This is a genomic window from Streptomyces tuirus (assembly GCF_014701095.1).
Lineage (GTDB): Bacteria > Actinomycetota > Actinomycetes > Streptomycetales > Streptomycetaceae > Streptomyces > Streptomyces tuirus.
Genome location: NZ_AP023439.1, coordinates 5,389,338 through 5,413,879, shown reverse-complemented (window position 1 = coordinate 5,413,879; position 24,542 = coordinate 5,389,338). Strand labels below are relative to the sequence as shown.

Below are 24,542 nucleotides of genomic sequence, written 5' to 3'. Positions count from 1 at the left end.
GATGAGCCAGGCGGCACAGAATCTCAACTGGTTGATCACCAACTTCGTGGACAACACCCCTGGGGTGTCCCACACCGTCGTCGTGTCCGCCGACGGTCTCCTTCTGGCGATGTCCGAGGGCTTCCCGCGCGACCGCGCCGACCAGCTCGCGGCCGTCGCCTCAGGCCTGACGTCACTGACGGCGGGCGCCTCCCGGATCTTCGAGGGCGGTGACGTGGCGCAGACGGTCGTGGAGATGGAGCGGGGGTTCCTCTTCCTGATGTCCGTCTCGGACGGCTCGTCCCTGGCCGTACTGGCGCACCCCGAGTGCGACATCGGCCTCGTCGGCTACGAGATGGCTCTCCTGGTCGACCGCGCGGGCGCGGTCCTCACCCCGGACCTGCGAGCTGAGCTCCAAGGCAGTCTGCTCCACTGATCGGCCCCGGCACCACCCGTCTCACCACATCACCGTCCGGCCGCCACACACCCCACACAGGCCCCGTCAGACGGCTTGCTGACCGACTTGCTGTCCAGCCCGGAGGACCCATGACCCCGCCCACCGCCTCTCATGATCCGTACGCGGAGCCGTACGAGGACGAGGGCGACCAGCCGCTGGTACGGCCGTACGCCATGACCGGCGGCCGGACCCGGCCGCGCTATCAGCTGGCCATCGAGGCACTGATCAGCACGACCGCGGACCCCGCCGCGCTCATGGGACTGCTCCCGGAGCACCAGCGGATCTGCCACCTGTGCCGTGAGGTGAAGTCGGTGGCCGAGGTCTCGGCGCTGCTCAACATGCCGCTGGGTGTGGCCCGGATCCTGGTCGCGGACCTCGCCGAGGCCGGTCTCGTCGCGATCCACCAGCCGGGCGGCGACGACGCCACCGGCGCACCGGACGTGACACTGCTCGAAAGGGTGCTCAGTGGACTTCGCAAGCTCTGACGCGGGTCGGTCGACCACCTCCGCGAAGATAGTGGTGGCGGGCGGCTTCGGCGTGGGCAAGACCACGTTCGTGGGTGCCGTCTCGGAGATCAACCCGCTGCGCACCGAGGCCGTCATGACGTCCGCTTCGGCCGGCATCGACGACCTCACCCACACCGGGGACAAGACCACCACCACGGTGGCCATGGACTTCGGCCGTATCACCCTGGACCAGGACCTGATCCTGTACCTCTTCGGTACGCCCGGTCAGGACCGCTTCTGGTTCATGTGGGACGACCTGGTGCGCGGCGCCATCGGCGCGGTGGTGCTCGTGGACACCCGGCGCCTGGCCGACTGCTTCCCGGCCGTCGACTACTTCGAGAACTCGGGCCTGCCGTTCGTCGTCGCGCTCAACGGCTTCGACGGGCAGCAGCCCTACCAGCCCGAAGAGGTCCGCGAGGCGCTGCAGATCGGCCCGGACACCCCGATCATCACGACGGACGCGCGGCACCGGGCCGATGCGAAGAGTGCCCTGATCACGCTGGTCGAGCACGCGCTGATGGCGCGGCTGAGGTAGCACCCAATTCAGAAGTGCCGTACGGAAGTTGTCGTAGATACACCGGAGCCGGCTGTGTCCTTTGACACGGTCGGCCAAGGTGTTCATAACGTTTCGGCAGAGGAATCGGGTGGTATGGCCACTCGTCGCGCACATCCGGTCTCGCTGCGCTCACAAATGCCCCGCCTTTTGGCGGGGCTCGCTCTTTATGACCGTTTTATCTGGGGCTTACATCACGTCGATTCCCCGCCTCGGACTGTTTGGAAGAGCGCAGGTCGTCGTGCTGGAATGCCTGAACTGCCCAATAGTCAAAGACGTGCTCGTCCGTCGTCGGCGACTTGGGCTCTGAACACTGCGGCACAACGTTGGTGCCGACCGCCGAGAGGTTGTTGGTCGAGTGAGGCGAAGCAAGAGCAGTCCCGAGCCGTCGGCCCGGGGCAACTTCACCCCGCCGCCGCGCACAGCGGCGCCCGCCCCCGTGCCCGGTTCGGAACCGGCGGCCGCGCCCGCCGAGAGCGGCGGCCGTCTCTCCCCGCGCAACTGGCGCGTGGCGACCCGGCTCAACGCGATCCTGCTCATACCCGTGGTGGTCGGCCTCGTCATGGGCGGCTTCCAGGTGAAGAGCTCGATCGACACCTGGCAGGAGGCCGAGGACGCGGAGAACACCGCGCGCCTGGTCCGCGCCTCGCTGCTCTACGCCAACGCCCTCTACAACGAACGTGACGCCTCGGCCGCGCCCCTGCTGAAGGGCAGCGCCCAGAACGCCAAGGACAAGGCGACCGTCGCCGAGCTCCGCAAGGCCACCGACGAGGCGGCCGACGCCTTCGACGCCGCGGCGCAGAACATGCCGGCCAAGCCCGGCCTGGAGCGCCGGCTCGACCTCTTCCGCAAGGCGGAGCCCAAGCTGGCCACCCTGCGCCAGGTCGCCTACACCCCCAAGCTCAAGGGCGTCCAGACCGAAGAGGGCTACGTCGAGGTCGCCCACCCGCTGACGGAGTTCGCCAACGAGCTCGGCCTCGGCACCGGCAACATCACCAGCTACGGCCGGACCGTGTACGCCATGGAGCTGACCAAGGCGGCCCTGTCGCTGCAGCGCTCCATCGGCATGCACATCCTGGTCAAGCCGGGCCCGGACGCCGGCAACCTCGCCAGCCAGCGCATCGCCCTCTCCTCGTACGCCTACCTCGAGCGCATCGCCGTGCAGGAGTACATCGGCGGTGGCACCGAGCAGGACGCGGAGAAGCTGAAGACCGCCGAGGCCAAGCTCAAGGCCGACGGTGCCGCGATGGCCCGCGAGGCCAAGGGCAAGAACCCGGACTACGTGCCGCCGCCCGCCAACCCGACGAGCATGATCTCCCGCGTGGCGACGCTGCCGAGCACGGACCCGAGCGCCCGTGCCGCGCTCGCCGAGAAGGGCATCACCGCCGAGAACTGGTGGGCGGTCAACACGCTCAAGTTCAACGCGTACGAGAAGATCGAGACGGACATGGCCGACAAGGCCGTGAGCGAAGCGTCCGACATCGCCGACAACGCCCAGCAGGACGCCTACATCACCGGTGCCGCCGTCGTGGTCGCCCTGCTCCTGGCCTTCATCCTGGCCGGTGCGGTCGCCCGCCAGATGAGCCGGTCGATGCGCCAGCTGCGCAACGCCGCCTTCGGCATCGCCGAGCAGCGTCTGCCGATGCTCGTCGACCAGCTCTCCCGCACCGATCCCGGCCGCGTCGACACCCGTGTCCAGGCCATCCCGATCACCACCACCGACGAGATCGGCGAAGTCGCCCGCGCCTTCGACCAGGTCCACCGCGAGGCCGTCCGGCTCGCCGCCGAGCAGGCCCTGCTGCGGGGCAACATCAACGCGATCTTCACCAACCTCTCGCGCCGCAACCAGTCGCTGATCGAGGGCCAGCTGACCCTGATCACCGACCTGGAGAACAACGAGGCCGACCCGGACCAGCTGGAGAACCTCTTCAAGCTGGACCACCTGGCGACCCGTATGCGCCGCAACGGCGAGAACCTCCTGGTCCTCGCCGGCGAGGAGCCCGGCCGCCGCTGGGACCAGCCGGTCCCGCTGGTCGACGTGCTGCGCGCCGCCTCCTCCGAGGTGGAGCAGTACGAGCGCATCGAGCTCTCCGGCGTCCCGGAGGCCGAGATCCACGGCCGCGCCGTGACCGACCTCGTGCACCTGCTCGCCGAGCTGCTGGAGAACGCCACGACGTTCTCCTCCCCGCAGACCAAGGTGCGCGTGACCGCGACCCGTCTCCCCGACGGCCGCGTGATGATCGAGATCCACGACAAGGGCATCGGCCTGACCGCCGAGGACTTCGCGGACATCAACCACAAGCTGGCCAACCCGCCGACCGTGGACGCCGCGATCTCGCAGCGCATGGGCCTGTTCGTGGTCGGCCGGCTGTCCGACCGGCACGGCATCCGCGTCCAGCTGCGCCCCTCGGGCGAGCAGGCCGGCACCACCTCGCTGGTCATGCTGCCGGACGCGATCACCCACGGTGGTGGCGGCGAGCAGACCATGGACCGCGACGAGTTCACCGTCTCGCAGATCATCCCGGAGCAGAACTTCCGCGGCGGCGAGAACTTCAACCAGCAGCCCATGCGCACGGCGGCGGAGCTCGGCTTCGACGACAGCCGCTACTCCGACGTCCCCGACGACATACGGGAGCTGGACCCCGTCGGCCGCTCCCTGCTGCGCGAGGAGCGCCGGGCGGCCCTGGAGGCCCAGTCGCACGAGCAGCCCGCGCTGCCCGGGCAGAGCGGCCGGCCCGACCCTGCGAACGGCTACCACGACGAGTACAACGGGCAGCAGGGCTACGACACCGCACAGGCCTACGACACCGGCCAGAGCGGCTACCCCGAGCAGCAGCCGTCCGCGTACGACCGTCAGGCGCCGTACGAGCAGCAGCAGCCGTCGTACGACGAGCAGCGGCACACGGCGTACGAGGAGCCGCAGCGCTCCGCGTACGACGAGCAGTACTACGCGCCGAACGGCGGTCTGCCGCAGAACGACACCTTCTCGCCGAACGGCGGCTACCCGGAGCCCTCTTATGCGGAGCCGGCCCAGGAGGAGCCCGCGGCGCCGAACTCGGGCGGGCAGGGCGCGTTCGCGGCGTTCGAGCAGCGGCGTCACCAGGATGACTGGCCGCAGCAGGACAACTACCAGAACGGCTACCCGAACCAGTACCCTTCTCAGGCCCCGGAAACGGAATCTGCGCAGGCCGCTGACGCGAGTGAGCAGGACCGCGTAGGCTTCGACCGTCCGGGACCGACCCAGTCCGCCGCCCCGTCGCTCACCGACGCCGGGCTTCCCCGCCGCGGAGCCACCGCGAGCGGTGCGAACGGCACGGGCGGCGCACGGCGCGCGAGCCAGGAGCCTGCGGCCTCCACCCCGGAGAGCAACGGCGACGGCGACTGGCGCTCGGCCAACGACGAGCGGTGGCAGCAGGCCTCGCAGCTCCGGAAGCCGAAGGCGGGCGGGGTCACCTCCTCCGGCCTGCCGAGGCGGGTACCCAAGGCCAACCTGATCGAGGGTGCCGCCGAAAGCACCCCTCAGGGAGGCCCCCAGGTCTCCCGTGCTCCGGAGGACGTCCGGGGCAGGCTGAGCAACCTGCGTCGGGGCGTCCAGCGCGGACGCAGCGCAGGCAGTGAAACGAACGGCCAGGGCTTCGGTCCTGACAGCACCTACAACCAGGAGCGTTAGTGTGAGCCCGATGAGCCAGGCGGCACAGAACCTGAACTGGTTGATCACCAACTTCGTGGACAACACCCCGGGGGTGTCCCACACGGTGGTGGTCTCCGCCGACGGACTCCTTCTGGCGATGTCCGAAGGGTTCCCCCGCGACCGTGCCGACCAGCTCGCGGCCGTCGCCTCCGGTCTGACGTCCCTGACGGCAGGCGCCTCCCGGATCTTCGAGGGAGGCGCGGTGAACCAGACGGTTGTGGAGATGGAGCGGGGATTCCTCTTCATCATGTCCGTATCCGACGGCTCGTCCCTCGCCGTCCTCGCACATCCGGAGGCGGACATCGGTCTCATCGGGTACGAGATGGCACTGCTGGTGGACCGAGCCGGTACGGTCCTGACGCCGGACCTTCGTGCAGAGCTCCAGGGGAGCCTGCTCAACTAACAGACGGACGGTGCGTTTTGGCGTCCCGTGGCCGTAAGGTTTCGGGACGCGGCTCCACAGCGATGGGTGCCAGGCACAGTCGGAGGAGGAGAAAGTGGCAACACCCCCAGGCGGTTCGTCTTCGGGCAACTGGTCGTACGGCCCTGCCCAGGGCCAGGGCGACGGTGGTCAGAACCCGAACCGTTACAACTTCCCCTCCGCACCGAGCCACCGGCAGCCGTACGCGCCGCAGGGCCCCGGCCCTTCGCCGTACGATCAGCCGCCGGCCCCGCGCATCCAGCCCGTGCAGCCACAGCGCCGCACCCCCGAGCCGTCGCCCGCCGGGGGGTCGAACAACCCGCTGGTGCGTCCGTACGCCATGACAGGCGGCCGGACCCGCCCGCGCTACCAGCTCGCCATCGAGGCGCTGGTGCACACCACTGCGCAGCCGCACCAGATGCAGGGCCAGTTGCCCGAGCATCAGCGGATCTGCAACCTCTGCCGGGAGATCAAGTCGGTCGCCGAGATCTCGGCGCTCCTCACGATCCCTCTCGGCGTGGCCAGGATCCTCGTCGCCGACTTGGCGGAAGCGGGACTGGTCGCCATCCATCAGCCCGGCGGCGACGAGAACGCCGGCGGCCAGCCAGACGTGACACTGCTCGAAAGGGTGCTCAGTGGACTTCGCAAGCTCTAGCGGAGGGCCTTCCCGCTCCACCACGTCCGCGAAGATCGTGGTGGCTGGCGGCTTCGGCGTGGGCAAGACCACGTTCGTGGGTGCCGTCTCGGAGATCAACCCGCTGCGCACCGAGGCCGTCATGACCTCCGCTTCGGCCGGCATCGACGACCTCACCCACACCGGGGACAAGACCACCACCACGGTGGCCATGGACTTCGGCCGTATCACCCTGGACCAGGACCTGATCCTGTACCTCTTCGGTACGCCCGGTCAGGACCGCTTCTGGTTCATGTGGGACGACCTGGTGCGCGGCGCCATCGGCGCGATCGTGCTGGTCGACACGAGGAGGCTCGCCGACTGCTTCCCCGCCGTCGACTACTTCGAGAACTCCGGCCTGCCGTTCGTCATCGCGCTCAACGGCTTCGACGGCCAGCAGCCGTACACGCCGGACGAGGTCCGCGAGGCGCTGCAGATCGGCCCCGACACCCCGATCATCACGACGGACGCGCGGCACCGGGCCGACGCGAAGTCGGGGCTGATCACGCTGGTCGAGCACGCGCTGATGGCTCGACTGCGGTAGTTCTCCTGCTGTGGGACAGCCCCTGGCGGCCTCTGGGCTGCCGGGGGCTGTTGCGTTGCCGGGTGCGGGTTTGTGGGGGGCTGGTCGCGCCCGCGCGGCGGAACCGCACAGTGATGCGGCCCCGCGCCCCCAAGCAAAGAAGGCCCCTCTACGAGGGGCCTTCTTTGATCCGGGGTCAGCGCCAGCTGTGCGGGGCGCGGAAGCCGGGCTCGCGTTCCAGGCGGCGCCAGCCTGCCTTGACGCGGCCGCGGTGGGCCGGGGTCGGGTCCGTGGGGCGGGCTGCGGCGCGGGCCAGGAGGATGGCCGTGATGGCGGCGACCTCCTCGGGCTCGGCGTGGCCCTTCTCGACGCGGATGTCAGGCGATTCCATGGGTGTCAGTCTCCGTGAGGAAGATGTCCGCAGGGTTACTGCGGCGGGTTGCCGTGCTTGCGGGACGGCAGGTCCGCGTGCTTCGTGTGGAGCATGGCGAGGGACTTGATCAGCACCTCGCGCGTCTCGGCGGGGTCGATGACGTCGTCGACCAGGCCGCGCTCGGCCGCGTAGTAGGGGTGCATCAGCTCGGACTTGTACTCCTTGACCATGCGGGCCCGCATGGCCTCGGGGTCCTCGGCGTCGGCGATCTGACGGCGGAAGATGACGTTGGCCGCACCCTCCGCGCCCATGACCGCGATCTCGTTGGTCGGCCAGGCGTAGGTGAGGTCGGCACCGATGGACTGGCTGTCCATGACGATGTAGGCACCTCCGTAGGCCTTGCGCAGGATCAGGGAGATCCTCGGCACGGTCGCGTTGCAGTAGGCGTAGAGGAGCTTCGCGCCGTGGCGGATGATGCCACCGTGCTCCTGGTCGACGCCCGGGAGGAAGCCGGGGACGTCCAGAAGAGTGATGATCGGAATGTTGAATGCATCGCACATCTGAACGAAACGGGCCGCCTTCTCGGAGGCCTCGATGTCCAGGACACCGGCGAGCGCCTGCGGCTGGTTGGCGACGATGCCGACGACCTGGCCGTCCATCCGGCCCAGCGCGCAGATGATGTTGCGGGCCCAGCGCTCGTGGACCTCGAGGTAGTCGCCGTCGTCGACGATCTCCTCGATGACCTTGGCCATGTCGTACGGCCGGTTGCCGTCCGCCGGGACCAGGTCCAGCAGGACGTCGGAGCGGCGGTCGGCCGGGTCCGAGGGCTCGGTGCGGGGCGGGTTCTCGCGGTTGTTCTGCGGGAGCAGCGAGAGCAGGTAGCGGACCTCGGCGATGCAGGTCTCTTCGTCGTCGTAGGCGAAGTGGCAGACGCCGGAGGTCTCGGCGTGGACGTCGGCGCCGCCGAGGCCGTTCTGCGTGATCTCCTCGCCGGTGACCGCCTTGACGACGTCGGGGCCGGTGATGAACATCTGCGAGGTCTCGCGGACCATGAAGACGAAGTCGGTGAGGGCGGGGCTGTAGGCCGCGCCGCCGGCGCACGGGCCGAGCATCACCGAGATCTGCGGGATCACGCCCGAGGCCTTGGTGTTGCGCTGGAAGATGCCGCCGTAGCCGGCGAGGGCCGAGACGCCCTCCTGGATGCGGGCGCCGGCGCCGTCGTTCAGCGACACCAGCGGGGCACCGGCCGCGATGGCCATGTCCATGATCTTGTGGATCTTCGTGGCGTGGGCCTCGCCCAGGGCGCCGCCGAAGATGCGGAAGTCGTGGGCGTAGACGAAGACCGTGCGGCCCTCCACCGTGCCCCAGCCGGTGATCACACCGTCCGTGTACGGCTTCTTGGCCTCCAGGCCGAAGCCCGTGGCCCGGTGCCGGCGCAGCTGCTCGACCTCCCGGAAGGACTCCGGGTCCAGGAGGAGTTCGATGCGCTCCCGCGCGGTCAGCTTGCCCTTGGCGTGCTGCGCCGCGGTCGCCTTCTCGCTCGGTCCGGCCAGTGCCTGCGCACGGATCTCGTGCAGTTCGGCCACGCGTCCGCGCGCGTCGGTCGGCTCACCCGGCGCCTCATCCAAAACGGTCATGTAGTGACCTTACGAAGCCGACCGCCTAATGCGGGCCGTCGACTCCTCACAGTCTCCGGCGTGTTTTCCTGGTACCCCTGAACAGAACCGTGGCGCCGTTGAGCCTTTCCGACTGCTCAGGGGGCGTGTCGCTTGTAGGGGTCGCACAAAGAGGTCAGGCGAGAGTCACCTCACAGGCATGGGTGGCGCATACCTTCCCCGGCGTGACGCGCACGCGCAGTCGGCGGCCTGTGGAGAGCACCTCGACCGTCTCGTCCGCCCGGTCGACCCGGCGGACCGGGTGGTCCCAGACGATCTCCAGCGGTTCGCCCGTACGGGGCGGTTCGCTCACGCAGAGGGTAGCGGTACGGCCCCGGCGGACGACCAGCACGCTCGCGCCCCCGGAGGCGGAGAGCGGGCCCGCGGCCCCCGCCTGCCAGAAGGTGGCGGCCGTGCACCCGAGGGAGGGCACGGTGACCGCCTGGCGGCCGGCGTCGTTGGCGAGGACCGACATCCAGTGGCGGTCGGCGGCCCGGCGCGCGACCGCCCGGCGGGACGCTCCGGGCAGGAGGACGTAGGTGTACGTGGCGTCCTCGGGGTCGGTGCCGTGGTCGAGCCAGAGGGTCTGCCAGCGGCGGGTGCGCCGCTCCGGTGTGCCGCCGGTGTTGATGTCGGACCAGGCGCCGGTGCGGTCCTCGCGCAGCGCCTTCGGCTCGCGGCCGAACAGGACCCAGCCGCCGTGGTCCTCCAGGTGGGCCCAGTGCGGGCCCTTGACGAAGCGCTGGGTGCCGGATGCGCCGAGGTTGCGGTTGTCGACGATCGTCTCGACCGGGACGCCGTCGGAGCAGCTGATCCCGGCGCCCAGGCAGATCACCGCGTCCTCCACGCAGAACCAGGACTTGCGGGCTTCGAGGGTGGAGCCGAGGCCCTTGAGATGCTGGCCGAGGGCCGCGTAGGTGCCGTCGGTGGTGCCGCCGACCCAGCGCGCGTCCGGGCGGGCCGTGCCCCACTCGCCGCCCTCGCGGTCGGCGAGCCGCTTGGTGGAGACGGTGGTGCCGGGCAGGCGGTACCAGTCGACGGTCGGCCAGAACCAGTCCGTGTACTGGTCGCCGGTGCCCTCGGCCCACCAGCTGACCATGCCCGCGCCGGTGTGCCAGCCGCGGGGGTTCTCGCCGTTGCCGCACTCGTAGTGGGCGATGCGGTCGCTGGCCATGGCGATGTTCACGGTGCAGCCGGGGCCGCGGTGGACGGCCCGGTCCATGGCGGCGAAGAGGTGGTGTCCGGTGGGTTCGGGGGCGGCCGGGGCGGGTGAGGCGGCGATGGCGTGCAGCCGGGCCAGGTCGGCGACGCCGAACTGGGGGGCCGTCAGGATCGGGCTGACGGTGTCGCGTTCGATCCAGCCCTTGACGCGGGCGTGCCAGCGCTCGCGTTCCGCGGGGCTCGCGCCGGCCGCGAGCAGGGCGATCGCGGCGATGAGCCGACCGCCGTGGTAGTGGTCGCTGCGCAGCACCTTGCGGTCGTCGGTGCTGAGGTAACCGCGGCTGATAGCCCGGCCGTTGACGCTGTCCATGACCAGTCCGTCGTGCAGGAGCGGCGCGTAGGCGCGCTCGACGCTGTCGAGGACGATCTGCCGGTTCGGGTCGGTGACCTCCCAGTCGGATCCGGCGAGCAGGGCGAAGAGCCGGCCGAGGCCGTCGAGCATGACCTGGCCGTAGGTGCCCGAGTAGGCGACCCAGGTGTGCTGGACGAAGGAGCCGTCGGCGTGCAGGCCGTCGCCGCGGGTGACGTACGGGAAGACCGGGGAGAGGGCGTCCCGGGCGAGGGCGATCTTGGCGGGGTCGCGGCCGAGGACGCCGCGCAGGGCCACCGAACGGCACAGGTCGACGCGGTTGGCGCCGGTGGAGGTGCCGCTGTAGTCGCCGAGGGCCGAGTCGGGGACGAAGTGGTCGACCGCGGCGCAGGCGGCTTGGACGCGGGCCTCCCCCAGCTCCTCGTACAGGGCGGCCGTGAGGTCCATCAGCAGGCGGGGGCTGCCGATCTGCCACTCCCACCAGTTGCCGTAGCGGGTGGTGGAGCGGTTGTAGACGGTGGCGGAGAGGTGGTCGAGGCCGCGCAGGATGGCGGCGAGGAGGGCGGGGTCGGCGGTGGAGCCGGTGCCCTGCTGGACGTAGGCCTGGGCCATGGTCCACAGCCGGCCGTAGCTGAGGGTGATGCCGGCCGGCGGGTCGAAGGGGTGCCCGGGCCAGAGGGAGTCCGCCGCCGGGGCCATGCTCGCGCGCAGGTCCCGGGCGAGCGCGCCGGTCTCGGCGAGCCGGGCGGCGTAGGGCTCGGCCGAGGGGTCGTAGCCGGTGCCGAGGGAGATGCCGAGCCAGCGGCGGCGCAGGGCGTCGTACGGATCGTCCGGCGCGTCAGCGCCCCGGTCCGTCGGTGCCGCGCCCCCGGTCGCCGCGAGGGCGGCGACCGCGAGCATCAGGGCGCGACGGCTGAGCCGGAGCGGGACGGCCGCCCCGGCCGCGCGGCGGGGGAAGAGGCGACGCTGGGGAGTCATGCCCATGCCCTACCACGGGGAGAGGCTCACCTGAACGGTGGATCCGGCCGGAGTGACCGGAACGGGGGTATGGCCGGGCGGCCAGAGCGAGGCTCACCCGGGTCAGGCCCGTTCGGCGTCATCTCGCCGGGCACAGCCGGCCAAGGATCAGCCGAAGCGGTTCAGCAGGCGGCGGTACAACCCCGGTGCGAGGCCGCGGACCCGGCCCGGGACGGTCAGCCAGGTGGGGACGTAGGCCTCGTCGCGGTTGTGCCGGACGGCCTCCCAGATCGTGCCGGCGACGCAGCCGGGCGAGAGGAGCCCGGCGCGGGTGCCGTCGTAGGGCCTGCCGCGGCGGGTGTGGAAGGCCGTGTCGACGGCGCCGGGCACGACGAGGGTCACGCCCACGCCCGTGCCGCGCAGTTCCTGGCGCAGCGCCTCGGCGAAGGCGGCCAGGCCCGCCTTGGCGGCGGAGTACACCGCCTCCTCCCGCAGGGGCACGCAGCCCGCGACCGCGCCGAGCAGCACCACGCGCCCCCGCCCGGCCGCGATCATGGTGGGCAGCACCTCGCGCACGAGGTGGAGCGTGGCGTTGAGGTCCAGCGTCAGTACGCGGTCGATGTCGGTGTGCGGCATGGCGGTGAAGGGGCCCGTCCAGCCCATGCCCGCCCCGGCGACCAGGACGTCGATCCGGCCGGTGGTGTGCAGCGCGGACTGGGCGAGCAGGCGGGGGCCGCCCGGGGCGGCGAGGTCGGCGGGCAGTACGACGGCCGAGGTGCCGGACGCCGTCTGCTCCAGGCGGTGCCGGTCGCGTCCGTTCAGCAGCATCTGCCAGCCGTCCATCGCGAAACGCCGTGCCGTGGCCGCCCCGATGCCCGAGGAGGCGCCGGTGACCAGGGCCACGCGCCGGTCGAGCCGCCGCGGCGGCCCGTACTGGTTCACCCGGGCGGGGACGGGGGCCGTGGCGCGGCGCGGGGTGGGGTCCGCCGGGGGGTCGTAGGCCGAGCCGGAGCCGGTGAGTGTCACGAGTCGCTCTCCCCTGCGCTGTGCGTCCGCCGTGGTCTCGTCTGTCTCCATACGCTCACTGGAAACGGAACCCCCTCTCGCCGGACCCCGCCACCGCACGGGTGGCCGCCCGGGGTCCGGCGCGGCGCCGCCGGCAGGCCCCGGGCCGGTGGGCCGCCCGCACGCCGGGCCGCCGGGCACCGCTGCCGGCGGAACCACCCGCGCGAGGCGCGCGATTGCGCCAAGCGGGGGTACGCGAGGGGGAGGGGAAGATCCGGGAGCGGTCCGGAGGGGTGGCGGGCGTGATGCGGACACACCCGCCAAAGATGTTGAACATTGAACGGAATAGGTCTACGGTGGGTCGCGTTGGAGTAGTTAAAGATTCAACATCAAGCGCAGGAGGCGTACCCCATGAGCATCTTCAGCCGTAACGACACCCAGACCGCCGCCGCCACCGATGCCGCCGTGAGCCCCGAGCTGGCCGCCCTGACCGGCGACTACACGATCGACCCCGCGCACTCGACGCTCGGTTTCGTCGCCCGGCACGCCATGGTCACCAACGTCAAGGGCAGCTTCCAGGACTTCACCGGCACGCTCCACCTCGACGGCACCGACCCGTCGCGGTCGACGGCCTCGCTGGACGTCGTGATGGACAGCATCGAGACGGGCAACGCCGACCGCGACGGCCACCTGAAGAGCGCGGACTTCTTCAAGGCGGACGAGTTCCCGGCCATGACGTTCCGCTCCACCAAGGCTGAGGCGCTCGGCGGTGACGACTACCGGATCACCGGCGAGCTGACGATCCTCGGCACCACCCGCACGCTCGCCATCGACCTCGAGTTCAACGGCGCCGCGAAGGACCCCTTCGGCAACGAGCGCGTCGGCTTCGAGGGCAAGGCGGAGATCCTGCGCTCCGAGTGGGGCCTGACCTGGAACGCCGCGCTGGAGACCGGCGGTGTCCTGGTGTCCGACAAGATCAAGCTCAACTTCGACATCTCGGCCATCAAGAACGCGTGAGCCCCGCGGGACCGGCCCGGTGACATCACCCCGGGCCGGTCTGGCCGGTTCCCGCCCCTTGTGCGAAGTCTCCCGGCGTTCCCATAATCCAGCAGCAGTATTTTGACCAGTCCATGCCAGCACATGGACATTCTTTTTGCCCACGCTGCTGTCATGCGCTCGTCAATCTGATGCTTCGGTTGCACCTCCCCAGTCAACCCCCCACGGAAGGCATCACGTTGAAGAGACTTCTCACGGCCCTCAAGAGATGCGCGGCCCTCGGCGCCGCCGCGCTCGCGATCGCCAGCCTTCAGCCCGTCTCCGCCGCCCAGGCCGCCCCCTCGCCCGTCGTCGGCGGGACCCGGGCCGCGCAGGGCGAGTTCCCGTTCATGGTCCGGCTCTCCATGGGCTGTGGCGGCGCGCTCTACACCCAGCAGATCGTGCTCACGGCCGCGCATTGCGTGGGCTCCTCCGGCAACAACACGAGCATCACCGCCACCGCGGGGGTCGTCGACCTCCAGTCCTCCAGCGGCCGGGTCCAGGTCCGCTCCACCAAGGTCCTGCGCGCCCCCGGCTACAACGGCACCGGCAAGGACTGGGCGCTGATCAAGCTCGCCCAGCCCATCAACCTGCCGACCCTGAAGATCGCCACCACCACGCAGTACAACACCGGTGACTTCACCGTCGCCGGGTGGGGCGCGAACCGTGAGGGCGGCTCCCAGCAGCGCTACCTCCTGAAGGCGACCGTGCCGTTCGTCGGCGACGCCGCGTGCAAGGCCTACGGCGGTCTCTACAGCGGCCTCGTCGCGAACGAGGAGATCTGCGCCGGCTTCGACGCGGGCGGGGTCGACACCTGCCAGGGCGACTCCGGCGGCCCGATGTTCCGCAAGGACAACGCCGGCGCCTGGATCCAGGTCGGCATCGTCAGCTGGGGCGAGGGCTGCGCCCGTCCCGAGGCTCCCGGCGTCTACACGGAGGTCTCCACGTTCGCCTCCGCCATCGCGTCGGCGGCGTCGACCCTCTGACCCACGGCTCCACGGGCCCGGCACCGAGGGGTGCCGGGCCCGTTCCGTGGGTGCGACGGCCTCGGCCCGGTGAAGTCAGCGGCTTTCCGGCTCCGCCGACTCCAGCTTCGCCACCGCCGCCGCCACCTGCGCGGCCCTGCTCCCCGGCGTCCGGGCGCGGAGCACGCCGAGCATCGCCAGGTACCGGTCCGTGCGGCCCAGCGCCTCGAAGGCCGCGGCGGCGCGGGGACTGCGGTTCAGCGCCGCCACCAGGTCCGCCGGGACCTCGGCGTCCTTCTGCGACGCGTACGCCGCCTCCCAGCGGCCGTCCGCCCGTGCGGCCGACACCTCCGCGAGCCCGCCGGGCCGCATCCGTCCGGCGGCGGTCAGCTCCTCGATCCGCCGGACGTTGACCATGGACCACAGGCTTCCCGGGCGCCGGGGGGTGATCCGCTGTAGGTAGTAGGACGCGTCAAGTCCCTTGCGCTGCCCGGTGATCCACCCGTGGCACAGCGCCACGTCGTTGACACCGGCGGCGCTGACGGACGGGATGCCCGAACCCTTCTTCGCGACCCTGACCCACAGGCCGGGGTGGGGCGCGGGGTGGGCGGTCAGCCAGGAGTCCAGGTCGGCCGCGGTACCGAAGGGGAGGGAGCCGGTGCCGTCGTCAGTGGTCATGGCATCACCGTAGGAGGGAAACAGGACAGGTTCCGTCCGCTATGCCAGCAGCGCGCGGGCCTGTTCGCGGGCCCCGGCGATGGCGTCCGGGAAGACGCCCAGGCCGTGGGCGACCAGGGCGCCCTCGTGCAGCAGCATCAGCGTCCGGGCCGTCGAGTCGGCCGTCTCGGGTGCGATCTCCGAGGCCAGATCCGTGAACAGGGCGAGCATCCACCGCTTCTGGCCGGTGATGATCGGGTGGGCCGGATGGGCGGGGTCACTGATCTCCGCGTGGGCGTTGACCATGCTGCACCCCCTCGGGCCGAACTCCTCCGCCCACGCACGCGAGGCGTCGAACACCGCCAGGACGCGCTCGCCCGGGTCCGGTCCCGCCGCGTCGAGATGCTCGGCGAGGAAGGCCCGCCAGCGCTCGTCGCGGTCCGCGAGGTACTCCACGACGATCTGCTCCTTGGAGCCGAACCGGTCGTAGAGCGTCTTCTTGGTGACGCCGGCCTCGGCGGCGATGAGGTCGACGCCGACGGCGTGGATGCCGCGCTCGTAGAACAGCCGGGCGGCGGCGGCCAGGACGCGGCGGGCGGCGGGCGTCATCGTGATCCGGCGGGGGTTCGGCGCGGTGGTACCCATGGCACCCGACTATACCGATCTGTATAGTGAGCGGGGAACGGGTAAACCGATCTGTCTACTGGTTGTGATGTCGTGAACATCCTCCTGTCCGTCGCCTTCGTCCTGTGCTGGAGTTCCGGCTTCATCGGGGCCAAGCTCGGCGCCGGCAGCGCGTCCGCGCTCACCGTCCTGATGTGGCGGTTCGTGCCGCTGGCCGTCGTCCTTGTCGCCGTCGCCGTCGTCATGCGATCGCCCTGGCGCGGTCTCACCGCCCGTGACCTCGCCCGGCAGGCCGTGGTCGGCGTGCTGTCGCAGAGCGGCTATCTGCTCAGCGTCTACCACGCCATCCAGCTCGGCGTCTCCAGCGGGACGACGGCCCTCATCGACGGGGTCCAGCCCCTGGTCGCCGGAGCCCTCGCGGGGCCGCTGCTCGGGCAGTACGTCTCGGGCCGGCAGTGGCTCGGTCTGGGCCTCGGGCTGAGCGGTGTCGCCGTGGTCACGCTGGCCGACGCGGCCGCGGGCGGCGACGTGGCCTGGTGGGCCTACGCCGTCCCCCTGCTCGGCATGCTGTCCCTGGTCGGGGCGACGTTCCTGGAGAGCCGGGCCCGCTCGCGGGTCGCCCCGTCGGTGTCGCTGACCGTCCACTGCGTGACCAGCGCGGTCCTGTTCTCGGTACTGGCCCTCGGCACCGGGACGGCCGCACCGCCCGCGCGGGGGGACTTCTGGCTGGCCGTCACCTGGCTCGTGGCGCTGTCCACGTTCGGCGGGTACGGGCTCTACTGGCTGATCCTGAAGCGCTCCGGCGTCACCGAGGTCAACACGCTGATGTTCCTGATGGCCCCGGTCACCGCGGTCTGGGGCGCGCTGATGTTCGGTGAGCCGTTCGGTGTGCAGACCGCTCTCGGGCTGACCGTCTGCCTCGTGGCGGTCGTCGTCGTCCACCGTGGTGGCGGCCGGAGGGGCACGGGCCTGACCGCCGCCCGGTCGGAGCCGGAGGAAAACCGGTGGACCCGGTCTCCCGGATCCGCCTAGCGTGCCGTCCAGCGACTCCTGGGTCCCGGGGGTCCTGGCCCTGTTCGGGGCGGGGCGTTCACGGGGGTCACCGTCGCCGGGCATGTCGCCGACCGGCGTCCCGGGCCGGTGCTCGCCGGCGGGGGCCTGGCGCTGGGCGCGGGCTGGTGCGCGCTGGCCCTCGGCGCCGGACACCCCGTCCTGGTCCTCGCGCTCGTCTCTCTTCGCCCAGGGCGCCCTGTCCTTCGGCGTCGGCTCCACGCTGATCGCCCGGGCGCTGTACGCGGCACAGGACGCACCGACCCTGGCCGGAAGCTTCGCCACGGCGGCGTTCAACGTGGGTGCGGCGGTGGGCCCTTGGGCCGGAGGCACGGTGATCGGCGCAGGGTTCGGATACCGGGCGCCGGTGTGGGTCAGCGCGGGCCTGGTGGCTCTGGCGTTCGCAGTGGCCGGCCTGGCCGCCCGGTTGGGTCAGCGGGCCGTCGGACAGGGGACGCCACGGGCCTGAGAGGCTGTGGCACGGGGGCGCCGGGCACGCCGACTCCCACGGCACGGGCACGCCAGGCACATGGACTCCCGCGGCATGGGCCCAGGCCCGGCCCGCTCCGCCGGGCACATCGACTCCGCCGGCACGGGCACGCCGGCACATCGACTCCGCCAGCACGGGCACGCCGGCCACATGGACTCCCGGGCACGGGCACGGGCACGCGCCGGGCCCCGCCCGCTCAGAACCCTCCCCCGAAGTCCCCGCCGCCGCCGAAGTCCCCGCCTCCGAAGCCTCCTCCGAAATCGCCCCCGAAGTCGCCGGAGTCGAAGTCCGCGCCGGAGACGTCGCCGCCCTCGTAGCCGCCGAAGTCGCCGTAGCCGGAGCCGTAGTCGGCCGCGTAGGCGGGGGTGGCCATCATGCTGCCGAGCATCGTGCCGACGAGCAGGCCGGGCAGAAGGCCGCCGCCGAAGTAGCCGCCGGCCCAGGGGCCGTACGCCGGTCCGGCCTCCCAGTAGGGGCGGCGCCCGTAGTCGGTGTCGACCTCGCGGATCGCCGGGTCGCGGCCCTCGGCCAGGCGCCTTTCGTCAGCCGCGCAGACCGGGACCTCGCGCGAGGTGCCGCCCGGCGGCGTCCACGTGGCGTCGGCGACCGCGGGGCCGTGCCGGGGATCGAAGAAGCAGGGCGGGCGGCGCTCCGGCAGGGCTCCGCCCTCGCGGCGGGCCGCGAGCCGGGCCAGGGAGAACCGGCCGTCCTCCACGGCCTCGGTGACGGCCCGGACGTCCTCCGGCTTCGTCGCCGCGGCCATCAGGGACTTGGACCGGTCGTAGGAGTCCAGGGCACGCTCGTAGTCGGAGCGCATCTCGTCGTCGGCGCCCGGTTCGGAAGGATGGAAGTCGAGCCGGTCGAGTTCCTCGCCGAACGCGGTGATGTCCTCGTCGACGACCACCCGCAGCTTCTCCAACGCGGCCCGCTGCTCCTCCTCGTGGCGGCGCCGGTTGCGGCGGACCAGGGCGTACGCGCCCGCGCCGCCGGCCGCGGCCAGCGCGCCGATCGTGATCAGGCCGCCGACCGGCACGTCGGTGCCCGAGCCGTCGCTCCAGCTGCTCGGCGCCGAACCGCCCACGTTGCGCAGGGCGTCGTCGACGAAGTCGTTCAGCTGGGCCTTGGCGTCGCCCGCGTCCTGCACGGCCGCGACCAGGTTGGACACCGCCTGCCGGCTCATCACGGAGCTGTCGGCGCGGGCGTCGAACCGGTCGCCGAGCCGGACGCCGTACAGGCCGGTGATGCCGGTCTCGGTGCGGAGGTTCCGGAAGAGGTCCTGCGTGGGGTAACCGGCGGGGAGGACGGCCACGAAGACCGGCTTGCCGGCGTCCTTGATCTTGTCGGCGAGCGCCTCCGCGTCGGACGCGGCGAGCTGCCCGGAGGCGGCCGGATCGACGTAGACGGGGTTCTCCCGCAGGTTCCGGGCGACCTCGGAGAGGTCGGTGGCCGCGTGCGCGCCCGGCGCACCGGCCAGCAGCACCGCCAGTACGGCGGCGAACGGCACGATCAGCAGGCGTACGGCGGTACGCACCAGTGCGGCCCTCATATGTTCGAAGCTACCCGAAACGGCACAGAAAGGGTTATCCGTCGAGGCAGGGATTTGTTGCCGCGGCTGCGCCTAGGATGCCTCTGGCCATCCAGGACGGGCGGGAGCAGGGGCATGTTCGGACGACGTAGAGCTGCGGACATGACGGTGTCCGAACTGACCGAGCTGGACCGGTCGCGCACGCGGGCCGACCTGCTGTGGGAGCTGTTCCGGCACGCCGAGGCGGAGGTGACGTCGGCGATCGGCTGGTACCTGGCACGGCGCCGGGGACCGTCGTTGTGGTCGCGTTCGCTGCGGGCGCTCGCGGCGCTGCTGGGCATCGTCGGCACGATCACGCCGCTGGTGCACGCGGCCTCGCCCACGACCGTGCAGCCCGAGTGGGGGTTCGTCTTCCTGGCCGGCGGGGCGGGCTGTGTGCTCTTCGACCGGGTCTTCGGGTTCTCGGCGTCCTGGACCCGCTACATCCGGGCGGAGATGGGCTTGCAGCAGATCCTCAAGAAGGCGCAGTCCGACTGGGCGCAGGCGTATCTGAGGACCACCGACTCCCCCAGCGACAAGGAGCAGGCCGCCCTGCTCGGGGTGATCGAGCGGCTGCGGACCGACGCGCAGCGGATCATCGAGGACGAGGGCACGGCATGGGTCGGCTACCTGGCCGACGGCGTCGAGGAGCTGACCCGCTCCACCGGCACCGCCACCGGCCAGCGCTCCCACACCGCGGGCCTGTTCCGCCTCGACCGGACTCCCGGCCGCGACCGGGGCGGTGAGGTCCCGGTGCCGCGGTCCCGAGACACGGCGATGTGACACCCGCGCCGGTGCCGCGGTCCCGGGCATGGCGATGTGACACCCGCACGCCTGCCCGGGGCCACACCCCCGGCCGGGCCGGGGGCTACTCCGCCGGAGCGACCCCCGCGCGCAGCAGCCCGTAGGTGTACGCGTCCTCCAGGGCCTGCCAGCTCGCGGCGATGACGTTCTCGGCGACGCCGACCGTCGACCACTCACCCATGCCGTCGGACGTGGAGATCAGCACCCGGGTCGTGGAGTTGGTGCCGTGCTTGCCCTCCAGGATGCGGACCTTGTAGTCCACCAGCTCCAGCTTGGCGAGCTGGGGGTAGATCTTCTCCAGGCCCACGCGCAGGGCGCGGTCCAGGGCGTTGACCGGGCCGTTGCCCTCGGCGGTGGCGACGATGCGCTCGCCCTTGGCCCACAGCTTGACCGTGGCCTCGTTGGCGTGGGAGCCGTCGGGCCGGTCCTCGACGATGGCGCGCCAGGACTCGACCTCGAAGTAGCGCAGCGGCCCGCCCTGGACCTCGGCGCGCAGGAGGAGTTCGAAGCTCGCGTCGGCCGCCTCGTAGGTGTAGCCCTTGAGCTCGCGCTCCTTCACCCGGTCGACCACCCGGCCGACCAGTTCGCGGTCGCCGCCGAGGTCGACGCCGAGCTCCTTGCCCTTGAGCTCGATGGAGGCGCGCCCGGCCATGTCGGAGACCAGCATCCGCATGGTGTTGCCGACCAGCTCGGGGTCGATGTGCTGGTAGAGGTCGGGGTCGACCTTGATCGCGGAGGCGTGCAGTCCGGCCTTGTGGGCGAAGGCGGAGAGCCCCACGTAGGGCTGGTGCGTGGAGGGCGTGAGGTTGACGACCTCGGCGATGGCGTGCGAGATGCGGGTCATCTCGCGCAGGCGGCCCTCGGGCAGGACCTGCTTGCCGTACTTGAGCTCCAGGGCCGCCACGACGGGGAAGAGGTTGGCGTTGCCGACGCGTTCGCCGTAGCCGTTGGCCGTGCACTGCACGTGGGTCGCGCCGGCGTCGACGGCGGCCAGGGTGTTGGCGACCGCGCAGCCCGTGTCGTCCTGGGCGTGGATGCCGAGCCGGGCGCCGGTGTCGGCGAGGACCGTGGAGACGACGGCCTGGATCTGGGCCGGGAGCATGCCGCCGTTGGTGTCGCACAGGACGACGACGTCCGCGCCGGCCTCCGACGCCGTGCGGACGACCGCCTTGGCGTACTCCGGGTTGGCTCGGTAGCCGTCGAAGAAGTGCTCGCAGTCGATGAAGACCCGGCGGCCCTGCTCCTTGAGGTAGGAGACCGTGTCGCCGACCATGGCCAGGTTCTCGTCCAGGGTGGTGCGCAGCGCGAGCTCGACATGCCGGTCGTGCGACTTGGCGACCAGCGTGATCACCTGCGCACCGGACTCCAGGAGCGCCCTGACCTGCGGGTCTTCGGCGGCGGTGGTGCCGGCGCGGCGGGTGGCGCCGAACGCGACGAGCTGGGCGTGCCGGAAGTCGATCTCCTGCTGGGCGCGGGCGAAGAACTCGGTGTCCCGGGGGTTGGCGCCCGGCCAGCCGCCCTCGATGAAGCCCACGCCGAAGTCGTCCAGGTGCCGTGCGATGGCCAGCTTGTCGGCGACGGTGAGGTTGATGCCCTCCCGCTGTGCGCCATCGCGCAGGGTGGTGTCGAAGACGTGGAACGAATCGTCGAGCTCGCTGGTTTCGGTCATGGTCTCAAGGCTCCTGAGGATGGGATCTCGGTCGTACCGGAATGACCGGCTCCACCGCCCTCACATACTCCCTCGCGCTCTCGCCTCCGGCTGCGGGTGGGCCAGAAATGCGAAAAACCTCTCGCGGGTGCGAGAGGTCTGCGCGCGGGTCGAGGACGACGGTGTCCGCCCGTACCTGGTCGTACGTGGCGGTCACTGCGGACCGGCGCGCCTGCTGCCAATAATCATGGCGAACGAGAGCACGGGGGCAGTTTGGCACAACCCCCGCGCTTCGCTCACCGCCGTCTCAGGATGCGGTCGGTCACCTCAGGTGACGGACGTAGACGTGCGCGGTGTCGTAGGTGTCGCCGGGCACGAGATCGGGTGAGGCACTGCCGAAGGCGGCCGTGCGGCCGTTGCGGTCGATCACCGGGGCGGACACGCTCTGGTCGTTCGGGCCGCCGCGGGCGTCCGCGCTGGCGAGGACCGTGCGGCCGGTGCGCAGGTCTCGGACATATGCGCGGTGGGTGTAGTCGGTGTCGCCGGGGTCGGCCGATACGAAGGCCAGATACCGGTTGTCGGCGCTGAGCCGCGGAAAGGCGGTGAAGGCGGCCGGGTCGGCGGCGTCGATCCGGCGCAGCTCGCCGCTCTCGAGATCGCGGATGAAGACGTTGTGGCCCCGGTTGGTGTCGCCCGGGGTCAGCTGCGCGTCGAGCGAGTTGAAGACCGCGTACCGGCCGTCCGCGCTGACCTGCGGGGATTCGGTCTGACCGTCGGACGTGCGGCCGTCCGGGGCGAGGTCGGCCTGGATCAGCTCGCCGCTCGGGACGTCCCGCACCCAGGCGTCGCTCCAGTCGCCCGAGGCGGGGTGCGGCACGAAGAACCGGTAGCCGACGCGCTTGCCGTCGGCGCTGATGGACGGGTGGGTGGCGGCGGTCTTGCGGTCGCCGGCGGCGGGCACGTGGCTGATGCGGACGGCCTTGCCGGTGGTGCGGTCGACGCGGTAGACGCGGCCCCAGCGGTCGTCCCCCTCCGAGTACCGCGACCGCTCGGCGATGAAGGCGACGTAGCGGCCGTCGGCGCTGAGGGCGGGCTGCCGGGCGGTGTCGTAGCCGGAGGCTACGGTGTCCTCGACGCGCTGCAGGGCGCCGGTGGTGAGGTCCTCGACCCAGATGTGGCTCAGGCCGTCGTCCGGGCCGGTGGCGCTGATGGCCAGGTACCGGCCGTTGCCGCTGAGGGCGACGCCGTCGACGGAGTCGTCCACCGAACGGCCGGCCATCCTCGTCGTGCCGGCCTTCAGGTCGCGGACGAAGGCGTCGGCCGTGCCGTCGGTGTCACCGGCGACGAGGTTGTCGGCGCTGGAGACGAAGGCCAACAGGCGGCCGTCGGCGCTCAGACTCGGCCCACCGGACGGGGCGTTGCCGTCGCTGCCGTCCGGGGTCACGCTCGCCTTCTCGGTCCGCGGCGCGGGCGCCGGCGCCGCTGTCGCGGGCAGCGCGGCCACGATGCCGAGCGTGACGGCCAGAGCCACGCCGAGCGCGCCGGACGTGACCCTCCTGGTGCTGGTCATGTGCTGTTCCCCCCGTTGTTCCCGGGGTCCCGGGCCTGAGCCCCTGATTCCCCGTGGACGCTTCTCCCCCGGCCCCGCGCCGAGGGCTGCTCAGAGCCAACATCACGACGGGCCAGAGGGTCAATCCGTCGTATTGAGTACAACCCGGGCGTACGTTCAGGCGTCCGCGAGGAGGCTGTCGGCGAGGAACTCGCGCACGTGGCGCAGGATCTGCGCCCGGTCGGTGCCGCGCAGGCCGATCGCCACATGGATGGAGAAGCCGTCCAGCAGCGCGCGCAGACGGGCGGCGAACCGGTCCGGGTCGACGCGCCGGAACTCCCCGCGCGAGACGCCCTCGGCGAGCAGCGCCACCAGGTCGCGGTGCCAGGCCCCCTCGATGGCGGCCTGCCGGTCGCGGGCGTCGGCATCGGCGTTCTGCGAGCGGTTCCAGACCTCCAGCCACAGCGTCCAGTGCGGGTCGCGGTGGCCGTCGGGGACGTACAGGTCGACGAAGGCGTCGAGGCGCTCGCGGGCGGGCGCGGCCTGGGTCAGCAGCCGGCCGCGCTCGGCGCCGAGGCGGCCCTCGCTCCACTCCAGGGTGCGCAGCAGCAGTTCGTCCTTGGAGCCGAAGTAGTAGAGCAGATGGCCGCTGCTCATGCCGACCTCGCGACCGAGCGCGGCCATGGTGAGCTTCTCCAGGCCGCGCTCGGCGATCATCTCCATGGCCGCGGCGAGGACGTCCTCGCGGGGCGGGGCCTGCCGTCGCCCTCCGGCCATGTACAACTCCTAGATCCTCGGCTGCTGCTGTGTGATGCAGTGGATGCCGCCACCGCCCGCGAAGATCGTACGGGCGTCCACCAGCGTCACGGTGCGCTCGGGGAAGAGGCGGCGGAAGATGCCGGCGGCGATCTCGTCGCGCGGGTCGTCGAAGCCGCACAGGACCACGCCGCCGTTGCAGAGGTAGTGGTTGATGTAGGAGTAGTCGGCCCAGTGGCCGTCGGCCTCCAGGACGGTCGGGGCGGGGACCTCGACGACCTCCAGACGCCGCCCGCGCGCGTCCGTCTGTGCCTTCAGCAGGCCGATGACCTCCCGGGTCACCTCGTGGTCGGGGTGGGCGGGGTCGGGCTGGGAGTGGGCCACGAGAACGCCCGGGCGGGCGAAGGCCGCGACGATGTCGACATGGCCGAGGGTGCCGAAGCCGTGGGGAGGGTAGTCGCCGGTCAGGCCGCGCGGCAGCCAGATCGCCTTGCGGGTGCCGAGCTGGGCGTGGATCTCGGCCTCGACCTGCTCGCGGGACCAGCCGGGGTTGCGCTCCGGGCCGAGCTGCACGGTCTCGGTCAGCAGGACCGTGCCCTCGCCGTCGACATGGATCGCCCCGCCCTCGTTGACGAGCTTCGAGGCGTACGTCCGTGCCCCGGCGAGGTCGGCGATGTGCGCGGCGACCTTCGCGTCGTGCTCCCAGCGGGCCCACTCCTGGGCGCCCCAGCCGTTGAACGTCCAGTCGACGGCGCCCAGTCCGCCCTTCCCGTCGGTCAGGAAGGTCGGGCCGATGTCGCGCATCCAGGCGTCGTCGAGATCCCGCTCGACCGTGTCGACACCGTCGCCCAGCAGGGCACGCGCCGCACCCGACTGTCCCGGCCCGCACACGACCGTCACCGGCTCGAAGCGGCGTACGGCCCGGGCGACCGAGGCCCAGGCGACCCGGGCGGCGGCCAGCTCCCCGGGGTCGTCGAAGGTCTCGTTCGGGCCCGGCCAGGCCATCCAGGTCCGCTCGTGCGGAACCCACTCGGCGGGCATGCGGAAGCCGTCGGCGGCTGCGGGCATCGTTGGTC

General features: G+C 71.6%; 23 protein-coding genes. 12 read left to right on the top strand and 11 right to left on the bottom strand.

Features of this window, described 5'->3' with window-relative positions; all coding sequences use genetic code 11:
- Window position 1: 1 nt before the first annotated feature.
- From IGS69_RS24970 to IGS69_RS24940, 7 genes are all read left to right on the top strand, one after another.
- Window positions 2-415, top strand: a complete 414-nt coding sequence (locus IGS69_RS24970; RefSeq protein ID WP_005479910.1) for a roadblock/LC7 domain-containing protein — start codon at window positions 2-4, stop codon at window positions 413-415.
- Between the two features lie 110 nt (window positions 416-525).
- Window positions 526-921: a DUF742 domain-containing protein gene (locus IGS69_RS24965; RefSeq protein WP_030851927.1), complete on the top strand. Its 396-nt coding sequence runs from the start codon at window positions 526-528 to the stop codon at window positions 919-921.
- Complete coding sequence (locus tag IGS69_RS24960; RefSeq protein ID WP_104781463.1) at window positions 902-1,477, top strand: GTP-binding protein; 576 nt, start codon at window positions 902-904, stop codon at window positions 1,475-1,477. Before IGS69_RS24965 ends, IGS69_RS24960 begins: the two co-directional genes overlap by 20 nt.
- Before the next feature lie 376 nt (window positions 1,478-1,853).
- Window positions 1,854-5,165, top strand: coding sequence for a sensor histidine kinase (locus IGS69_RS24955; protein WP_190902745.1), 3,312 nt, complete (start codon window positions 1,854-1,856; stop codon window positions 5,163-5,165).
- A gap of 10 nt (window positions 5,166-5,175) precedes the next feature.
- Entirely contained in the window at window positions 5,176-5,589 is a 414-nt protein-coding gene (locus IGS69_RS24950; protein WP_003993185.1) for a roadblock/LC7 domain-containing protein, read from the top strand.
- A 94-nt stretch (window positions 5,590-5,683) separates the two neighbouring features.
- A complete protein-coding gene (locus tag IGS69_RS24945) occupies window positions 5,684-6,262 on the top strand; it encodes a DUF742 domain-containing protein (RefSeq protein WP_097220932.1) in 579 nt (192 codons plus the stop codon).
- Complete coding sequence (locus IGS69_RS24940; protein WP_190902744.1) at window positions 6,243-6,824, top strand: GTP-binding protein; 582 nt, start codon at window positions 6,243-6,245, stop codon at window positions 6,822-6,824. Before IGS69_RS24945 ends, IGS69_RS24940 begins: the two co-directional genes overlap by 20 nt.
- A gap of 175 nt (window positions 6,825-6,999) precedes the next feature.
- Here the strand turns inward: IGS69_RS24940 and IGS69_RS24935 are convergent, their stop codons facing one another.
- The 4 genes from IGS69_RS24935 to IGS69_RS24920 form a co-directional block, all read right to left on the bottom strand.
- The gene (locus IGS69_RS24935) at window positions 7,000-7,194 is read right to left on the bottom strand and encodes an acyl-CoA carboxylase subunit epsilon (protein ID WP_104781465.1); all 195 of its coding nucleotides are present in this window, start codon (window positions 7,192-7,194) and stop codon (window positions 7,000-7,002) included.
- 35 nt (window positions 7,195-7,229) lie between these two features.
- Complete coding sequence (locus tag IGS69_RS24930) at window positions 7,230-8,813, bottom strand: acyl-CoA carboxylase subunit beta (protein ID WP_190902743.1); 1,584 nt, start codon at window positions 8,811-8,813, stop codon at window positions 7,230-7,232.
- Between the two features lie 154 nt (window positions 8,814-8,967).
- On the bottom strand, window positions 8,968-11,340 hold the full coding sequence (locus IGS69_RS24925) for a polysaccharide lyase 8 family protein (RefSeq protein WP_385864824.1): 2,373 nt from the start codon (window positions 11,338-11,340) through the stop codon (window positions 8,968-8,970).
- A 147-nt stretch (window positions 11,341-11,487) separates the two neighbouring features.
- Window positions 11,488-12,345: an SDR family NAD(P)-dependent oxidoreductase gene (locus tag IGS69_RS24920; protein WP_190904629.1), complete on the bottom strand. Its 858-nt coding sequence runs from the start codon at window positions 12,343-12,345 to the stop codon at window positions 11,488-11,490.
- A gap of 390 nt (window positions 12,346-12,735) precedes the next feature.
- On the opposite strand from IGS69_RS24920, the gene IGS69_RS24915 reads away from it, so the two are divergent.
- Window positions 12,736-13,341, top strand: coding sequence for a YceI family protein (locus tag IGS69_RS24915; RefSeq protein ID WP_190902741.1), 606 nt, complete (start codon window positions 12,736-12,738; stop codon window positions 13,339-13,341).
- Window positions 13,342-13,559: 218 nt separating this feature from the next.
- Window positions 13,560-14,345: a S1 family peptidase gene (locus IGS69_RS24910; protein ID WP_190902740.1), complete on the top strand. Its 786-nt coding sequence runs from the start codon at window positions 13,560-13,562 to the stop codon at window positions 14,343-14,345.
- 75 nt (window positions 14,346-14,420) lie between these two features.
- Here the strand turns inward: IGS69_RS24910 and IGS69_RS24905 are convergent, their stop codons facing one another.
- On the bottom strand, window positions 14,421-15,002 hold the full coding sequence (locus tag IGS69_RS24905; RefSeq protein ID WP_190902739.1) for a YdeI/OmpD-associated family protein: 582 nt from the start codon (window positions 15,000-15,002) through the stop codon (window positions 14,421-14,423).
- Between the two features lie 39 nt (window positions 15,003-15,041).
- Complete coding sequence (locus IGS69_RS24900) at window positions 15,042-15,626, bottom strand: TetR/AcrR family transcriptional regulator (protein WP_190902738.1); 585 nt, start codon at window positions 15,624-15,626, stop codon at window positions 15,042-15,044.
- Window positions 15,627-15,698: 72 nt separating this feature from the next.
- Here IGS69_RS24900 and IGS69_RS24895 point away from each other — a divergent pair, with 72 nt between their 5' ends.
- Both IGS69_RS24895 and IGS69_RS24890 read left to right on the top strand, forming a co-directional pair.
- Window positions 15,699-16,637 carry a DMT family transporter gene (locus IGS69_RS24895; protein ID WP_190902737.1) on the top strand — a complete coding sequence of 313 codons (939 nt, stop codon included), beginning with the start codon at window positions 15,699-15,701 and terminating at the stop codon, window positions 16,635-16,637.
- Window positions 16,638-16,719: 82 nt separating this feature from the next.
- On the top strand, window positions 16,720-17,124 hold the full coding sequence (locus tag IGS69_RS24890) for an MFS transporter (RefSeq protein ID WP_385864830.1): 405 nt from the start codon (window positions 16,720-16,722) through the stop codon (window positions 17,122-17,124).
- A gap of 217 nt (window positions 17,125-17,341) precedes the next feature.
- Here the strand turns inward: IGS69_RS24890 and IGS69_RS24885 are convergent, their stop codons facing one another.
- Window positions 17,342-18,691 carry a hypothetical protein gene (locus IGS69_RS24885; protein ID WP_190902736.1) on the bottom strand — a complete coding sequence of 450 codons (1,350 nt, stop codon included), beginning with the start codon at window positions 18,689-18,691 and terminating at the stop codon, window positions 17,342-17,344.
- Between the two features lie 141 nt (window positions 18,692-18,832).
- Here IGS69_RS24885 and IGS69_RS24880 point away from each other — a divergent pair, with 141 nt between their 5' ends.
- On the top strand, window positions 18,833-19,492 hold the full coding sequence (locus IGS69_RS24880; RefSeq protein ID WP_190902735.1) for an SLATT domain-containing protein: 660 nt from the start codon (window positions 18,833-18,835) through the stop codon (window positions 19,490-19,492).
- A gap of 85 nt (window positions 19,493-19,577) precedes the next feature.
- On the opposite strand, the gene cimA is transcribed toward IGS69_RS24880, so the two are convergent.
- From cimA to IGS69_RS24860, 4 genes are all read right to left on the bottom strand, one after another.
- On the bottom strand, window positions 19,578-21,182 hold the full coding sequence (gene cimA, locus IGS69_RS24875; protein ID WP_190902734.1) for a citramalate synthase: 1,605 nt from the start codon (window positions 21,180-21,182) through the stop codon (window positions 19,578-19,580).
- 301 nt (window positions 21,183-21,483) lie between these two features.
- Entirely contained in the window at window positions 21,484-22,731 is a 1,248-nt protein-coding gene (locus tag IGS69_RS24870) for a TolB family protein (protein WP_190902733.1), read from the bottom strand.
- Window positions 22,732-22,887: 156 nt separating this feature from the next.
- Window positions 22,888-23,487, bottom strand: coding sequence for a TetR/AcrR family transcriptional regulator (locus IGS69_RS24865; RefSeq protein ID WP_190902732.1), 600 nt, complete (start codon window positions 23,485-23,487; stop codon window positions 22,888-22,890).
- Window positions 23,488-23,496: 9 nt separating this feature from the next.
- On the bottom strand, window positions 23,497-24,534 hold the full coding sequence (locus tag IGS69_RS24860; protein ID WP_190902731.1) for an agmatine deiminase family protein: 1,038 nt from the start codon (window positions 24,532-24,534) through the stop codon (window positions 23,497-23,499).
- Window positions 24,535-24,542: the final 8 nt, after the last annotated feature.